Below are 13,749 nucleotides of genomic sequence, written 5' to 3'. Positions count from 1 at the left end.
ACGACGACCGAGCCGCCGCCTTGACGACCTGGCTCGACCACTACAACCTAGACAGGCACCACCTCGGCATCGGAGGCAAGACCCCCATCGACCGAATCAACAACGGTCGAGGTCAGTACAGCTAGCACGGGAAGAGTGGTGCGCTTCGAAGCCGCAGGAGATCGACTCGTCCGCTCCCTGGTCACGCCCCACAGTCACGTGATCATCACCGAAGAACACGTGACACTGGACTCCGACCAAGCCGTGTTGACACTCGGCCTATCCGGAAGCTGGGATCTGCTCTAGTCTGCAGCAGCTTCGATCTCAGGGGCATCCAACACTTCATCAACGAGCGTGATCCCGCCCGACGAATTCGCGGTGTGCATGAGTTGCTCGACCCACCTGAGACTGATCGGCGGCGGCTCAACTTCATCGAAAGTGAACCGGAGCGGAATCGACGGATGAATCCAGGGCCAGAAGCGCGTCGACGTGCACGGGAACTCCTTCGTTCGGAAAGATTGCGTAATACCGGAGAGTTATCCGATATCAGATAACGATGGTACGCCGATGTTTTCGGTCTGGCAACCCCACCCGATCGCTACTCGCCGAGCACGTAGTGCAGCAGGTCGTCGCGCGTTTGTCGCATGTGGCTCGCCATCGCGGCACGAGCAGCTTCGCCCGAGCGCGTGCGCATCGCTTCAAGAACAGCGGCGTGCTCGGCCAGCGCGTGCTCACGAATGTCGAAGACGGCGCTCGTTTCGCTCCGCGAATCCTGCAGCAGCGCGGTCAGCGGACGCACCGATGCCAGCAGAATGCGGTTGCCAGCGGCCGCGAAGATCACGTCATGAAAAGCCAGGTCGGCATCAACGAAACCTGGAACATCACCGTTCGCGTGTGCGTAGCGCATGCGGGTCAGCAACGCCTCGAGCTCAGCGATGTGCTCGGCGGAGCAGCGTGGAGCGGCGAGCTCGGCGGCACCGGTCTCAAACATGACGCGCATGTCGAGCAGGTCGAGCGCCGACCGACGGCGCGCTCCCCCACTGCGGCCGTAGCGCACGACGGCTTCGAGTCCCGTCCATTCGTCGACGGGGGCGACGCGGTGACGACTGCCCGGAACCGGAACAATGACGCCCTGTGCCTGCAGGAGGCGAACGCCCTCACGCACGGTCAGTCGCGAGACGCCCAGCAGGTCGGCGAGGTCAGCCTCGGCCGGGAGTGGTTCTCCCGCAACGACGCGACCCGCGATGATCTCATCAAGCAACCCGTCAACGACGGATTGCGTGCGGGTGACTCGTTCGACCTTCATATCTCCACGGTACTGGGCAATCCTCTGCGACGGCCACGTGGTTCCGCTCCCCCACGGTTTTGTCTCACCTCAGCCATAAATGCAGACATTCTTTCCTCGAAATCTCGGCACCGTGATTCGCGCTGGCGGAGTACGCTCAAAGGGTGACTGAGCGTGCACCCCTTTCTCGTAAACTTTCCGCCATCGCCGAATCGGCGACCCTCAAGGTTGATGCCAAGGCCAAGGCCTTGAAGGCCGAAGGTCGCCCGGTGATTTCGTACGCCGCGGGCGAGCCGGACTTCCCGACGCCGCAGTTCATTGTGGACGCAGGTATTGCGGCCATGCACAACCCGGCGAACTTCCGGTACACGCCGGCCGCTGGCCTGCCGGAGCTTCGCGAGGCTATTGCCGCGAAGACGCTCCGTGACTCGGGGCTTCAGGTCGAGCCGAGCCAGATCATTGTCACGAACGGTGGCAAGCAGGCCGTTTACCAGGCGTTCCAGGCCGTCGTAAACCCGGGCGACGAGGTTCTCCTCCCTGCCCCGTACTGGACCACCTACCCCGAGGCCATCGCCCTCGCCGACGGTGTGCCCGTCGAGGTTTTCGCTGGCTCCGACCAGGAGTACAAGGTTACCGTCGAGCAGCTGGAGGCCGCTCGCACCGAGAAGACCACGGTGCTCGTCTTCGTGTCTCCGTCGAACCCGACCGGTTCGGTCTACACTCCCGAAGAGACGAAGGCCATCGGCGAGTGGGCTCTTGAGCACGGCATCTGGGTCATCACCGATGAGATTTACCAGAACCTCGTCTACGAAGGCACGAAGGCCGTGTCAATAGTCGAAGCGGTTCCGGCACTCGCGAACCAGACGATCCTCGTTAACGGTGTCGCTAAGACGTATGCGATGACCGGTTGGCGTGTGGGCTGGATGGTCGGCCCGAAGGACGCCATCAAGGTCGCCGCTAACCTGCAGTCGCACCTGTCGAGCAACGTCAACAACGTAGCGCAGCGCGGCGCAATCGCGGCTCTCACCGGTCCGCAAGACGAGGTCGAGCAGATGCGTCAGGCATTCGACCGCCGTCGCCAGCTCATCGTGACCGAGCTCAACAAGATCGAGGGCATGAAGGTTCCGAACCCGCTCGGCGCGTTCTACGTGTACCCCGACGTCACGGGCCTGCTCGGCAAGACGTGGCGCGGCAAGACACCGACCACGAGCCTTGAGCTTGCCGACCTGATCCTCGATGAGGTTGAGGTTGCCGTGGTTCCGGGTGAGGCCTTCGGCCCGTCGGGCTTCATTCGTCTGTCGTACGCACTCGGCGACGAAGAACTGCTTGAGGGCGTACGCCGCCTGCAGGAGCTGTTCTCCTAAGCATCGACAAAAGGTGGGCCGGTTCTTTCGAGAACCGGCCCACCTTTGTCATTCATGCAAGGTCACGAGCAGCCGCGCGCGGCGTCGAGCATGCTCTGCGGCGGCTCACCATACACGCTGACACCGTTGCCTTCGCCGGTGTACCCGTTCACGATCGCCCAGGCGGTTGCCCACTCCTCGATGCTCTCCTGCGTCGACCAGTCGTACATGTCACCGCAGCGAATCGTGAGGGCGTGACCCACTTCGTGCGCCACGAGTGCACGCACCATCGGGTCGTACTGCGTGCCCCAGAGCTCCGCTACCGAATCGCTCAGCGTGATCGTCGCGTACCCCGGATCCATCCACCAGTGCGTGGTTCCGCCCACCGACAGCCCACCGCCCGCACCGGCCACGATCGGCGCCCAATCAAAGTCCAGCATGATACCCGGCGCGAGGTCGCGGGCGAACTGCTCGACCTCGAGTCGCGAAGTGAGCAGTGGCCCGGCTTTCTCGTCGAGTTCCGCCTGCTGCGAGGCGATGACGGCGGTGGCGGCATCGACATAGGCGGTGACGGCCGCGGCGCTGGAACCATTGAGCTCGGTGAACTGCGTCACGGCGCTGGTCGCACGTTGGAACGACACTTTCGTCTCGTTCTTGGCCGCGATGTTCGCGGTGATGAGTGACTCAGAGTATGTGGTGACGGAACCAAAGAAGTCGGCCGCCGCGGAGTCGAGCGTGGTTGAGGCGTTCGCCACTAATTCGATGTCGTTGTCGAATGCGACAATGTCGTCGTTCGCGTCATCGGCGCGGGACGTTATCGCTGCGGCTTCTGCCTCGCGTTCCCACGGCAGCGCGGGCATTGTGCCGGGCGAGCGTGGCTGCGTTAACTCCTCCGGCGCTGCCGCGAGCGCCGTGTCGAGGGCGGTCGCACTATCGGTGAATGATTGCGCCAGCGTCGCGTCAAACAGCCCCGTCGTGTCGGCCTGTTCAATCGTGTCCGCGGCGAGCTGCCGGGCTTCAGCGTCGGCGATCGTCGCGGTGCCTGCGGTGTTCGCTGCGACGACGTTGTCTTGTGCCGCCTCCAACTGCTCGACAGCCGCTTCATAGGTCGCTTCGGCAGCGTTCTGCCACACGATGAAACCCGCAACACCGGCGGCAGCCGCCACCGTGACGAGCGTCGCCGTGACGATGAGACCGGTGTGGCGCTTCTTCCTGGGCGGCGGGGGCGCCGACCACGAGGAGGACCCGTACGGGGGTTGGTCCGCATACGGCGGCGGGGAGGCGTACGGCGGCTGGGAGGCGTACGACGGCTGCGCCAGGTACGGCGGGGGCGGTGCCCCAAAACCGTGGTAGCTCGGTGATGACGGCTGCTGCGGCAAGGGCGGCGGCGGCCCGGGATACTGCGAATCCGTCATCGCGCCTCCTCGCGCCTAGATGTCTACGCCGACCAGAATCGGCTCGGGCTCCAGCAGGAGTCCGTACTCCGAATGTACTCGCCCACGAATGAATCGGGCGAGTTCTGCCAGCTCCTCCGCACGCGCAGTGCCACGGTTCGTCAACGCCAGTGCATGCTTCGTCGATAGGCCGGCGTTTGACCCCGGAAAACGAAATCCCTTGCGAATGCCCACGTGCTCAATGAGCCACGCGGCACTCACCTTGAAGGTGCGTTCTGCATGCACCACCGGCCGCACGTACCCGTCATACTGGCCCAGCGGAATAACCCGATCAGCGACCTCAGCAACACCCGGCATGAGCCAGCGCGGGCATTCCTCCGGCAGCGTGCGCACGAACGACTCCGGCAGAATCGCGTTCTGGAAGAACGAGCCCGCGCTGTAGGTATCGGGGTCAGCGTCGTTGAGCACCATGCCCTTCGAGGCACGGGTCTCGAGCACGGTCGCGCGAATGTCGGCAAGCGAAATGCGCGCGTCGTCGTCTAGCCGCAACGCCTGGCGTAGCTGCTCCCCCGCGACCGCGACCGGCTCGGTGCCGACGGCACGCAGGTCGAAGGTCGCCGAAAGAATCACCGCGTGATAGTCGGCAACGGAACCATAGTGCGATTTGAGTACGGAGGTGCGGAATCCGAGACCCAAGCGGGCAGCCGGAGCCGTGACGACATCCCACGTGTTGGCGTCGATCAACTCAACCTCGTGCAGGGTCTGCACGACCTCTTGCCCATAAGCGCCGATGTTCTGCACCGGAGCCGCACCCACGGTTCCGGGGATTCCGGAGAGACCCTCAACCCCAGCGAGCCCAGCGCTCACTGTCCAGCCGACGAACACGTCCCACTCATGACCAGCCTCGACGCGCACGCGCACCACACCGGGTTCGGGTGAGCCCACGACCGTGATGCCTTCGTTGCGCAACCGCACGACGGTCATGTCGAGGTCGTCGTCACCGACGAAGAGGTTCGAGCCGCCGCCCAGCACGAGCCAGTCGTCGCCGCTTCCCCAGACCTCGCGGAGAACGTCGATGGCTTCATCACGTGAAGTGACTTCGACCAGGCGTCGGGGCGTACCGCCAACGCGAAGGGTGGTCAGCTCGGCGAGCGGACGGGGGGTGACGTCGGGCACGTTAGTCCTTCTCGGGCGCGACGAAGACCTGTGCCTTGCCGAGCACGGCCTTGCCTTCGAACACGACGGTCAGGTCAATGCGGATCGCCTCGTCGGTGATCGCGGCAACTTTAGCCGTGATGTCGATATCGGCACCGTTCACGGCGTCGACGACGACGGGGCGGGTGAAGCGCACACCGTATTCGCGGATGCGCGCGGAGTCTCCGAGAGCCGAGATGATGGTTCCGACCGCAATGCCCATCGTGAGCATGCCGTGTGCCAGCACACCAGGCAGGCCGACGGATGCCGCGATATCGTCGCGGTAGTGAATCGGGTTGAAGTCACCCGAAGCACCCGCGTACTTGACGAGAGCGTCACGAGTGATGTGAAGCGAACGTTCTGCGACGATGTCGCCGACGGTGTACGTCATGCGCTGGCCTCCCCCGCGAGCAAAACCGAAATGGCGGTCACAACGTGCTCGCCGCTAGCGTCAACGATCGTGGTTTCGCTGTTGATCATCGTGGCCGGGCCCATCGCGCGCAGACCCGTGACCGACAGCGTTGCCGTCAGCTCATCACCCGCAACGATGGGGCGGGAGTAGCGAAACTTCTGCTCCGCGTGAATCAGGTTCTGCAGTTCGATGCCCGAGTTCGGCGCATTCAGCAGCTGGTGAATCGTGAGGTCTTGAATCACCATCGCGAAGGTCGGCGGCGCGACAACGTCGGCATAGCCGAGGGCGCGAGCGGCTTCGGGGTCGTGGTGTTGCGGGTCTTCCGCGAACGTAGCGCGCGCGAACTCGCGCACCTTCTCACGACCAACAAGGTAAGCATCGGTCGGCGGGAACTCCTGGCCGACAAGATCCGGATTTACGGGCACGTTCTTATCCTAACGAGCGAGACTTGTGGGTGCTGGGCAGGGGCCGGACTTAACCCTTCTGGCGGCGGCCCTTGATCGCCTTGATCGCCATCTGCACGGCGATGAAGACGAGGTATCCGGCGAAGAGAGCGTTGGCAACACGAGGGTCGACATTCACGGCGATCCAGGCGCCGACAGCGGTCGTTGCGGCCGCAGACAAGCCGATCAACAAGCCACCCAGAATGTCGACGTTTTTGCGCTTCAGGTTGCCAATGGTTCCGCTAATCGCCGTCGGAATCATCATCAACAGCGACGTGCCCTTCGCGATGAGATCGCTAATACCAAACACCACCATCAGCACGGGCACGACGATCACGCCGCCACCCACACCAAGGAGGCCAGCGAGCACGCCGGTGATGAGGCCCAGCACGACGAGGCCGCTGATCGTGAGGGGGTCGAGCACAAACTGCGCGTCGCGCGACGGCACGATGATGAACAGGCTCACGATGACGACCACGATGAAGCCGACGAAGCCCCATCGCAGTACGGTTTGTGAGATTTTCGGCAGCAGGGCGGTTCCGATTTGTGCGCCGATGACGGAACCAGCAGCCAGGATGAGCGCAGGAATCCACGCCACCGAGTCGGTCACGGCGTACGAGATCACGCCGACCGTTGCCGTCGGCACGATCGCGGCGAGCGATGTGCCGGCAGCCAGACGCTGGTTGTAGGCGAGGAACATCACCAGGAACGGCACGATGATGGTTCCGCCGCCGACGCCAAACAGGCCCGACAGGAGACCCGCGGTGACGCCGATGCCGACGTAGGTGAGGATCGTGCGGGGCGTGCGAACCGGGGCATCTTCGTGCATGGGTGTCTTTCGTGCTCGTCGGGTTTCTCCGACGGAATAGGGGCTAGATCGTTTCGCGCAGAGCCAGGAGTTCGCGCGCGTGGGCGAGGNCTTCGTGCATGGGTGTCTTTCGTGCTCGTCGGGTTTCTCCGACGGAATAGGGGCTAGATCGTTTCGCGCAGAGCCAGGAGTTCGCGCGCGTGGGCGAGGGCCGCGTCGGAGTCAGTCATTCCGGAGAGCAAGCGTGCCATTTCGGCTTCGCGGTCGGTACCGTCGAGGGTGCGCACGCTCGACGCGGTGACGCTGCCGTCGCTCTGCTTCACAACGCTGAGGTGGTTGTTGGCGAAGGCGGCAACCTGGGCCAGGTGAGTGACGGCGATGACCTGTGAGCTCTGGGCCAGGCGCGCAAGGCGACGGCCCACTTCAATGGCTGCTGCGCCACCGATGCCAGCGTCGACCTCGTCGAAGACGAAGGTCGGCACCGGGTCAGACGCGCTCATCACGACTTCGATCGCGAGCATGACGCGGCTCAGTTCACCACCCGATGCGCTCTTCGCGACGGGTCGCGGTGAGGCACCCGGGTGCGGAGCCAGGAGGATCGTGACTTCGTCGCGGCCGCTCGCGGTGGGTGCCGTCGGCGCGACCTGCACTTCGAGTCGAGCGTCGGGCAGTGCGAGTTCGCGGAGCTCTGCGGTGACGGCTGCACCGAGCCGGCCGGCGGCTTCGGTGCGCGCGGCGGTGAGGGCGGCAGCGCAGGCGTCGAGTTCTGCGGCCAGCGTTTCGCGTTCAGCTGTGAGGCGTTCGAGAGCGTCGGGGTCATCGTCGAGTTCGGCGAGGCGTGCGGAACCTGTGGTCAGCAGATCGATCGCCGCGGCGAGCGAGCCGTGGGCACGGATGAGCCCGCCGAGCACAGCGCGGCGTTCTTCCACGGTTGCGAGCTCGTGCGGCCCCGCTTCGTCCAGGTCAGCGAGGTAGCCGGAAAGCTCTTGCGCAATGTCTGTTGCCCGATAGCTCAACTCAGCCAATTGTTCCGCCAGCGCTGTGAGCGCCGGGTCTGCGGCACGCTCGAGGGAGCGCCGAGCCTCGGCGATCAGCGCGAGCACGTCGGCAGTGTCTTCTTCGCTGGAGAGCGCTTCGTGCGCGGTCGCCGCGGCGAGGCGCAAGTCTTCAGCGTTGGCGAGGCGCTCGGCGCGCTGCGCGAGTTCGTCGTCTTCGCCCGGCTGCGGGTCGGCCTGCTCAATGTCGGCGAGCACACCACGCAAGTGTGCGGCCTCGGCAATGCGGGCGTCACGGTGCTGGGTGATTTCAGCGATGCGCACATCGAGCGCCGTGAACCGCGTGTAGGCATCGCGGTAGGCGTCAGCGGCCTGTGCGATGGCCGGCCCACCGAAGCGATCGAGCGCCTCGCGCTGTGCGGCGGCGGACCGCAGTCGCAACTGGTCAGACTGACCGTGCACGACGATGAGGTTGTCAGCGAGATCGCTCAGCACGCTTGCGGGGGCTTTCACGCCGCCGACGCTCGCGCGGCTGCGCCCCTCGGCGGTGATGCTACGCGACAAATACAGCTCGCTCGTGGCATCGTCGATGGTTTCGAGCTCGCCGCCCGCGTCAGCCACGCGCTCGGCGACGGCACCAGCCGAGGAAACCACCCACACGCCAGCAACGCTGGCTTGCGAAGCACCAGCACGCACGGCGGAGAAGTCAGCGCGCTGGCCAAGGAGCAACCCGAGCCCGGTCACAACCATGGTCTTACCGGCGCCGGTCTCACCCGTGATCGCGGTGAAGCCCGCACCCATCGGTAGCGTCGCCTCAGCGATAACGCCGAGATCGCGCAGGCGCATCTCTTCGATCATGCCGTGGCGTCCTTGATGGTCGGAATCGCCGACGTTGCCGGGTCAGCACCGCGCCACCCGTCAACCGGAAGCTGAAATTTGTTCACGAGGCGGTCGGTAAACAGTGCGGTGTGCAGGCGCGCCAGGCGCACCGGCTGCGCCGAACGCCGCACAATGACGCGAGCCCCCTGCGGCAAGTCGTGCGAACGACGGCCGTCACACCACAGCACACCCGTGCCCTGGTTCCGCTGCAGCACCTCGATGGTCACCGATGATGACGGATCGATGACGAGCGGACGAGCGAAGAGTGCGTGGGCAGAGAGCGGAACCACGCTGATGGCTTGCACCGTTGGCCAGATCACGGGGCCGCCGGCAGAAAAGTTGTAGGCGGTGGATCCGGTGGGCGTCGACAGTACGACGCCGTCGCAGCCGAAGCTCGACAGCGGACGCCGGTCGATCGCGATGACGACCTCGAGCATGCGCTCGCGCGATGCCTTTTCGACCGTGGCTTCGTTGAGCGCCCACGTTTCGTAAATCGTGTCGCCCTCGCGGTTTTTCACGCGAACGGAGAGCGCGAGGCGCTCCTCAACCGTGTACTCCCCCGCGATGACGCGGCGCACGGCTTCGTCCATGTCGTCGCGCTCACTCTCGGCGAGGAAGCCGACGTGACCCATGTTGATGCCGAGAATCGGCGCAGCGCGCCCCCGCACCAACTCTGCTGCGCGCAGGATGGTTCCGTCGCCACCCAGCACAATTGCCAACTCGACGTCGTCAACCGCGACGTTTTCGCCCAGCACGAGGAAGTCATCGAGAATCGCCTGGTTGTCGGCGACCTCGCGGAGATCGCGCATGTCATCGGCGCTCAGCACGCAGCGGGCACCGGCGGCTTTTAGCGAGTGATAGATGCGTTCAGCTGCGGCCACGGTGTCGTCGCGATGGGCGTGGACGACAACGAGGATATTGCGTTCGCTCATGCGCGCTCCGTCATTCGTTGGATCTGGTCTCGATATTCTGTCGGGTTTTCGCCGCCCGTGTCAGAAAGATGCACAAGGTACTCACTGTTGCCGTGCGTGCCGACGATCGGGCTGGGCGTGAGTCCGTGCACACCAAAGCCGAGGTCCCATGCCGTCCACAGCACTTGTGCGACCGCGTCAGCGCGGGTGGCGGCGTCGGTCACGAGACCACCCTTGACCGCAGTGCGGCCCACTTCGAACTGCGGTTTGATGAGCAGCACGATGTCGGCGCCGGGTGCTGCGGTGGCGGCGACGGCGGGGAGAACGTGATCGAGAGAGATGAACGAGAGGTCACCGGTAACGAGCGTCGGACGCTCGGTGATGCCGGTGGCGGCGGCGAGGTTTTCGGGCGTCATGTAGCGCACGTTGAAGCCCTCGACTGCGTGCACGCCAGGGTCTGCTGCGATTTGGGCGTCGAGCTGGTCGTGGCCCACGTCGACGGCCATGACCGCGCTCGCGCCGCGTTTGCGGAGCACCTGGGTGAAACCGCCCGTGGAGGCCCCCATGTCAAGGGCCGTACGGCCGGTCGGATCGATCTGGAACGCATCGAGCGCGGCGATGAGTTTGTGGGCGGCGCGGCTCACGTAGTGGTCAGCACCAGCGACGGCAATCTCGTCGGTGTCGGTCACCGCGTGCGACGCCTTTACGATGCCGCGGCCGTTGACGGTCACCAGGCCATCGGCAATGAGGCGGGCGGCGTGAGTGCGTGACCGGGCAAGGCCACGGTCGGCGAGTGCCGCGTCGAGGCGGGTCATTCGGCGGGCTCGCTGGCGCTACGGGTCACCGGGGCGTCAAGGCGCTTGGCGAGTTCGTCATGCAGCCCGGCGTATCCGGCTGCGCGCGATTCGAGCGGTTGCTCTTCAATCACGCGCACGCGGCTGACGAAACCGGCACTGGGGTCATTCGACGGGGTACTCACGCCTCCAGACTACGCGGTCGGGGCGCGAGTGAACCTTTATCGACGAACGAGAAACGGGTCTTCGTACAGCTTCTCCGGAACGCGGAATCCGAAGATCTGTCGACCGGTCGCCCAAATCGCGTGTGCCGCGGCCCGAAGGAGGTCGATCTGGTCGCCCTCCGACAAAATACGAATGTCGGTTCCTTCGACGCGCACCGATGCGCCGCGCACCGACACGACGTCACCCTTCACCGTGGTGACCGGATACGGCTCGAAGAGGCCGCGCAGGTCAGGGAGGATGTAGGTCGGATGTGCGTGCGACGGGGCCGCGAGCACGTGCTTCGGGCGATCGATGCCGGTGAGTACCAACACCGAGTCGATTCCTGCGCTCTGTGCGCCGGCAATATCGGTGTCGAGACGGTCACCGATGAATAGCGCCTTCTTAGCCGCGAATCGGTCGACCGCGACGTCGAAGATCGGCTTTTCGGGCTTGCCCGCGACCGTGGCGAGACGCCCAACGGCCGTGTGCACAGCCGACACCAACGTGCCATTGCCGGGCGCGGTTCCGCGTGCCTGCGGGATCGTCCAGTCGGTATTCGTGGCAATCCATGGAATGCCGCCCTCAGCCTCGGGCACCGCGAGAGCGTACGCTGCTTCGGCGAGCTGACTCCAGTCGACGTTGGGGGCGAAGCCCTGCACAACGGCGTTAGGGTTATCGTCCGACGAACGCGTGACCGTGTAACCGGCCTTTTCAAGTTCGACAACGAGACCTTCGCCACCGACCACGAGGATGGTGGAACCATCAGCAACCGTCGTGCGCAACAGGCGCACGGCTGCCTGGGGGCTCGTCACGATTTCATCGGGCGTGGTCTGCAGGCCGAGCTCGGTGAGGTGATCGGCGACGGTGACGTCGGTGCGGGCGGCGTTGTTGGTGATGTAGCCGATGCGTGCGGTTGCGCGGGCACGGTTCAGCGACTCGACAGCGTGCGGCAGGGCACCGGGGCCCGCGTAAACCACGCCATCAAGGTCGGCGAGAATCGTGTCGACGCCGTCGAGCGGCATCACGGTCGAGGCAACGCGCGAAAACAGGCCCATTACTTCTCGGCCGCCTCGGCAGCCTTCTTGGCCGCCTTCTTCGCTTTCTTCTTCGCCTTCTTTTCAGCCTTTTCCGCGTCAGTCTTTTCGGACTTCTTGTCCTTCTTGTCCTTGGACTTCTTCTTGTCCTTCTTCGACTTCTTGTCCTTCTTCGACTTCTTGTCCTTGTCGTCCTTGGACTTCTTCTTGTCCTCCGACTTCAGTGCCTCGTCATCGTCATCATCGTCGTCATCGTCATCATCGTCGTCATCATCGTCGTCGTCATCGTCGTCGTCATCGTCGTCGTCAGACTCGTCGTCGTCATCGTCGTCGTCATCGTCGTCGTCGTCGTCGGACTCGTCGTCATCGTCGGACTCAGTCTCGCCAGCGAGAGCTGCGGCTTCGGCGGCTTCGATCTCCTGGAACAGGGCCTCTTCAGCCGCGTATGCGGCTTCCTGCGCTTCGTAGGCGGCGCGGCGCTCCGCAGCTTCCAGCTCACGAGTGAGCTCGAAGTCTTCCGACTCGTCCACGACGATCATTTCGTCGAAGTCATCCGTTGCGGTTGCCTCGGCGGCGACTTCCGCACGACGCATCCACTCGGCTGCTTCTTCGGCGCGACCGAGATCCTCCAGAACTGCAGCGCGTGCTGCAAAGAGGCCCGCACTGTAGCTGAATGCCACATCGGGGTTGAGTTCGGGGATGTCGAGTTCTGCCAGTGCGCTCTCGAGCTGGCCGAGGTCAAGGCGGGCACCCGACATGGCGATCGCGAGTTCAACGCGGGTCGCCGCGTCGAGCTTCGAGCGGTCAACAGCGCGACCTTCTTCGAGAGCCTTCTCCGGACGACCAATGCCACGCTCGCTGTCCACGATCAGCGCGATCTGCTCGTCGCCGCCCGAAATACGGCGGTAGGTGCGGAGCTCACGCAGAGCCAGCGCGAAGTCACCGGTCGCATAGGCGGTGATACCGACAGTTTCGCGAACGACACCAACACGGCCGGCACGACGCGACGCCGCCATGGCGTGTGCGTGCGCGAGCTCGGGATCGGTGTCAATGTACATGGACGCGGCAGCAAGGTGACGCGCAACGGCGTCGCCGTTTTCAGCGGAAAGAGTCTTCAGCTCATTGCGAGCGGAACCGTGAAGATCGCGTGCGGTGATCTCATCGGGAAGTTCGGGGTCGCGCGGACGATCTGCGCGGACGTCCTGCGGCGGACGCGAAGCACGGCGGTCATCGCCACGGTCATCGCGGCGCTGGTATCCGCCCTCGCGGTTGCCCTGGTAACCACCCTCACGGCGCTGGTAGCCGCCTTCGCGGTTCTCACCATCGCGACGCTGGTAACCACCTTCACGGCGGTCGCCATCACGACGCGGAGCGGTACCGTCGCGGCGCTGGTAACCACCGTCACGGTTGCCCGGATATCCGCCTTCGCGACGCTGGTGACCGCCCTCGCGGTTACCCTGGTAACCACCCTCACGACGCGGAGCACCATCACGGTTGCCCTGGTAGCCACCTTCGCGGCGCTGGTAGCCGCCGTCGCGGTTACCCTGGAAACCACCCTCACGGCGCTCACAGCCACATCCGCGGTTCTCACCATCGCGACGCTGGGAACCACTTTCACGACGGTCGCCATCACGGCGCGGAACGCCCCCATCGCGACGCGGGTAACCACCGTCGCGGTTGCCCTGGTAACCACCTTCACGGCGGTCACCGTCACGACGCGGAGCTGCACCGTCACGGCGCTGGTAGCCGCCTTCGCGGCGGTCACCGTCTCGCTGCGGCCGGCGGTCGCGCGAGCTACCGCTGTTGTCGCGGTACTGCGGACGCGAGGAGTCGCGAGGCGCGCGCGATCCGCCTTCTCGGGGTTCTTGCGCTTCTGCCATGACGATCTCCTCTGTCGAATTTGTCTGTAAATGCAAAATGGCCACCCAGCGTTGGGTGGCCATTTTGACTAAAAGGAGTCCGGCGGTGTCCTACTCTCCCACAGGGTCCCCCCTGCAGTACCATCGGCGCTGAGAGGCTTAGCTTCTGGGTTCGGAATGTAACCAGGCGTTTCCCTCTCGCTATGGCCGCCGAA

The 13,749-nt window shown here is 64.7% G+C and carries 14 protein-coding genes, 1 rRNA gene and 1 pseudogene; 2 read left to right on the top strand and 14 right to left on the bottom strand.

The window, feature by feature from the left end; translation table 11 throughout:
• Window positions 1-125: pseudogene (locus tag ACQUSY_RS13140) on the top strand (IS481 family transposase); the annotation flags it as partial.
• 156 nt (window positions 126-281) lie between these two features.
• Here ACQUSY_RS13140 and ACQUSY_RS13390 read toward each other — a convergent pair.
• Window positions 282-506, bottom strand: coding sequence for a DUF7882 family protein (locus ACQUSY_RS13390; RefSeq protein ID WP_489685725.1), 225 nt, complete (start codon window positions 504-506; stop codon window positions 282-284).
• A gap of 71 nt (window positions 507-577) precedes the next feature.
• On the bottom strand, window positions 578-1,285 hold the full coding sequence (locus tag ACQUSY_RS13135) for a FadR/GntR family transcriptional regulator (RefSeq protein ID WP_428904895.1): 708 nt from the start codon (window positions 1,283-1,285) through the stop codon (window positions 578-580).
• A 143-nt stretch (window positions 1,286-1,428) separates the two neighbouring features.
• Between ACQUSY_RS13135 and ACQUSY_RS13130 the strand changes: the two genes are divergently transcribed.
• A complete protein-coding gene (locus ACQUSY_RS13130; RefSeq protein WP_428904894.1) occupies window positions 1,429-2,628 on the top strand; it encodes a pyridoxal phosphate-dependent aminotransferase in 1,200 nt (399 codons plus the stop codon).
• 62 nt (window positions 2,629-2,690) lie between these two features.
• Here ACQUSY_RS13130 and ACQUSY_RS13125 read toward each other — a convergent pair whose 3' ends face one another.
• The 12 genes from ACQUSY_RS13125 to rrf form a co-directional block, all read right to left on the bottom strand.
• On the bottom strand, window positions 2,691-4,022 hold the full coding sequence (locus ACQUSY_RS13125; RefSeq protein WP_428904893.1) for a hypothetical protein: 1,332 nt from the start codon (window positions 4,020-4,022) through the stop codon (window positions 2,691-2,693).
• A 15-nt stretch (window positions 4,023-4,037) separates the two neighbouring features.
• Window positions 4,038-5,177, bottom strand: coding sequence for a UDP-N-acetylmuramate dehydrogenase (locus ACQUSY_RS13120; RefSeq protein ID WP_428904892.1), 1,140 nt, complete (start codon window positions 5,175-5,177; stop codon window positions 4,038-4,040).
• Window position 5,178: 1 nt separating this feature from the next.
• Complete coding sequence (locus ACQUSY_RS13115) at window positions 5,179-5,586, bottom strand: MaoC/PaaZ C-terminal domain-containing protein (RefSeq protein WP_428904891.1); 408 nt, start codon at window positions 5,584-5,586, stop codon at window positions 5,179-5,181.
• Complete coding sequence (locus tag ACQUSY_RS13110) at window positions 5,583-6,032, bottom strand: FAS1-like dehydratase domain-containing protein (RefSeq protein WP_428904890.1); 450 nt, start codon at window positions 6,030-6,032, stop codon at window positions 5,583-5,585. Before ACQUSY_RS13110 ends, ACQUSY_RS13115 begins: the two co-directional genes overlap by 4 nt.
• 49 nt (window positions 6,033-6,081) lie before the next feature.
• Window positions 6,082-6,879: a sulfite exporter TauE/SafE family protein gene (locus ACQUSY_RS13105; protein ID WP_428904889.1), complete on the bottom strand. Its 798-nt coding sequence runs from the start codon at window positions 6,877-6,879 to the stop codon at window positions 6,082-6,084.
• Between the two features lie 143 nt (window positions 6,880-7,022).
• The gene (gene recN / locus ACQUSY_RS13100; RefSeq protein ID WP_428904888.1) at window positions 7,023-8,711 is read right to left on the bottom strand and encodes a DNA repair protein RecN; all 1,689 of its coding nucleotides are present in this window, start codon (window positions 8,709-8,711) and stop codon (window positions 7,023-7,025) included.
• Window positions 8,708-9,664, bottom strand: coding sequence for an NAD kinase (locus tag ACQUSY_RS13095; RefSeq protein ID WP_428904887.1), 957 nt, complete (start codon window positions 9,662-9,664; stop codon window positions 8,708-8,710). The genes recN and ACQUSY_RS13095 overlap by 4 nt, the downstream gene beginning before the upstream one ends.
• Entirely contained in the window at window positions 9,661-10,458 is a 798-nt protein-coding gene (locus ACQUSY_RS13090) for a TlyA family RNA methyltransferase (protein ID WP_428904886.1), read from the bottom strand. Before ACQUSY_RS13090 ends, ACQUSY_RS13095 begins: the two co-directional genes overlap by 4 nt.
• On the bottom strand, window positions 10,455-10,622 hold the full coding sequence (locus tag ACQUSY_RS13085; protein ID WP_428904885.1) for a hypothetical protein: 168 nt from the start codon (window positions 10,620-10,622) through the stop codon (window positions 10,455-10,457). The genes ACQUSY_RS13090 and ACQUSY_RS13085 overlap by 4 nt, the downstream gene beginning before the upstream one ends.
• A 36-nt stretch (window positions 10,623-10,658) precedes the next feature.
• Window positions 10,659-11,696, bottom strand: a complete 1,038-nt coding sequence (locus tag ACQUSY_RS13080) for an HAD-IIA family hydrolase (RefSeq protein WP_428904884.1) — start codon at window positions 11,694-11,696, stop codon at window positions 10,659-10,661.
• Entirely contained in the window at window positions 11,696-13,555 is a 1,860-nt protein-coding gene (locus ACQUSY_RS13075; RefSeq protein WP_428904883.1) for a tetratricopeptide repeat protein, read from the bottom strand. The genes ACQUSY_RS13080 and ACQUSY_RS13075 overlap by 1 nt, the downstream gene beginning before the upstream one ends.
• Window positions 13,556-13,632: 77 nt before the next feature.
• Window positions 13,633-13,749 (bottom strand): 5S ribosomal RNA (gene rrf, locus ACQUSY_RS13070).

This window comes from Microbacterium daqui (genome assembly GCF_050408675.1).
Lineage (GTDB): Bacteria > Actinomycetota > Actinomycetes > Actinomycetales > Microbacteriaceae > Microbacterium.
The sequence above is the reverse complement of the archived record's forward strand: the minus strand, read 5'-3'. Positions and strand labels throughout refer to the sequence as shown.

Excerpts from the sequence above, each read along its gene's own strand:
- ACQUSY_RS13105 (WP_428904889.1), bottom strand. The coding sequence starts at position 6,879 with ATGCACGAAGATGCCCCGGTTCGCACGCCCCGCACGATCCTCACCTAC.
- ACQUSY_RS13115 (WP_428904891.1), bottom strand. The coding sequence starts at position 5,586 with ATGACGTACACCGTCGGCGACATCGTCGCAGAACGTTCGCTTCACATC.
- ACQUSY_RS13075 (WP_428904883.1), bottom strand. The coding sequence starts at position 13,555 with ATGGCAGAAGCGCAAGAACCCCGAGAAGGCGGATCGCGCGCGCCTCGC.
- ACQUSY_RS13090 (WP_428904886.1), bottom strand. The coding sequence starts at position 10,458 with ATGACCCGCCTCGACGCGGCACTCGCCGACCGTGGCCTTGCCCGGTCA.
- ACQUSY_RS13135 (WP_428904895.1), bottom strand. The coding sequence starts at position 1,285 with ATGAAGGTCGAACGAGTCACCCGCACGCAATCCGTCGTTGACGGGTTG.
- ACQUSY_RS13080 (WP_428904884.1), bottom strand. The coding sequence starts at position 11,696 with ATGGGCCTGTTTTCGCGCGTTGCCTCGACCGTGATGCCGCTCGACGGC.
- ACQUSY_RS13125 (WP_428904893.1), bottom strand. The coding sequence starts at position 4,022 with ATGACGGATTCGCAGTATCCCGGGCCGCCGCCGCCCTTGCCGCAGCAG.
- recN (WP_428904888.1), bottom strand. The coding sequence starts at position 8,711 with ATGATCGAAGAGATGCGCCTGCGCGATCTCGGCGTTATCGCTGAGGCG.
- ACQUSY_RS13095 (WP_428904887.1), bottom strand. The coding sequence starts at position 9,664 with ATGAGCGAACGCAATATCCTCGTTGTCGTCCACGCCCATCGCGACGAC.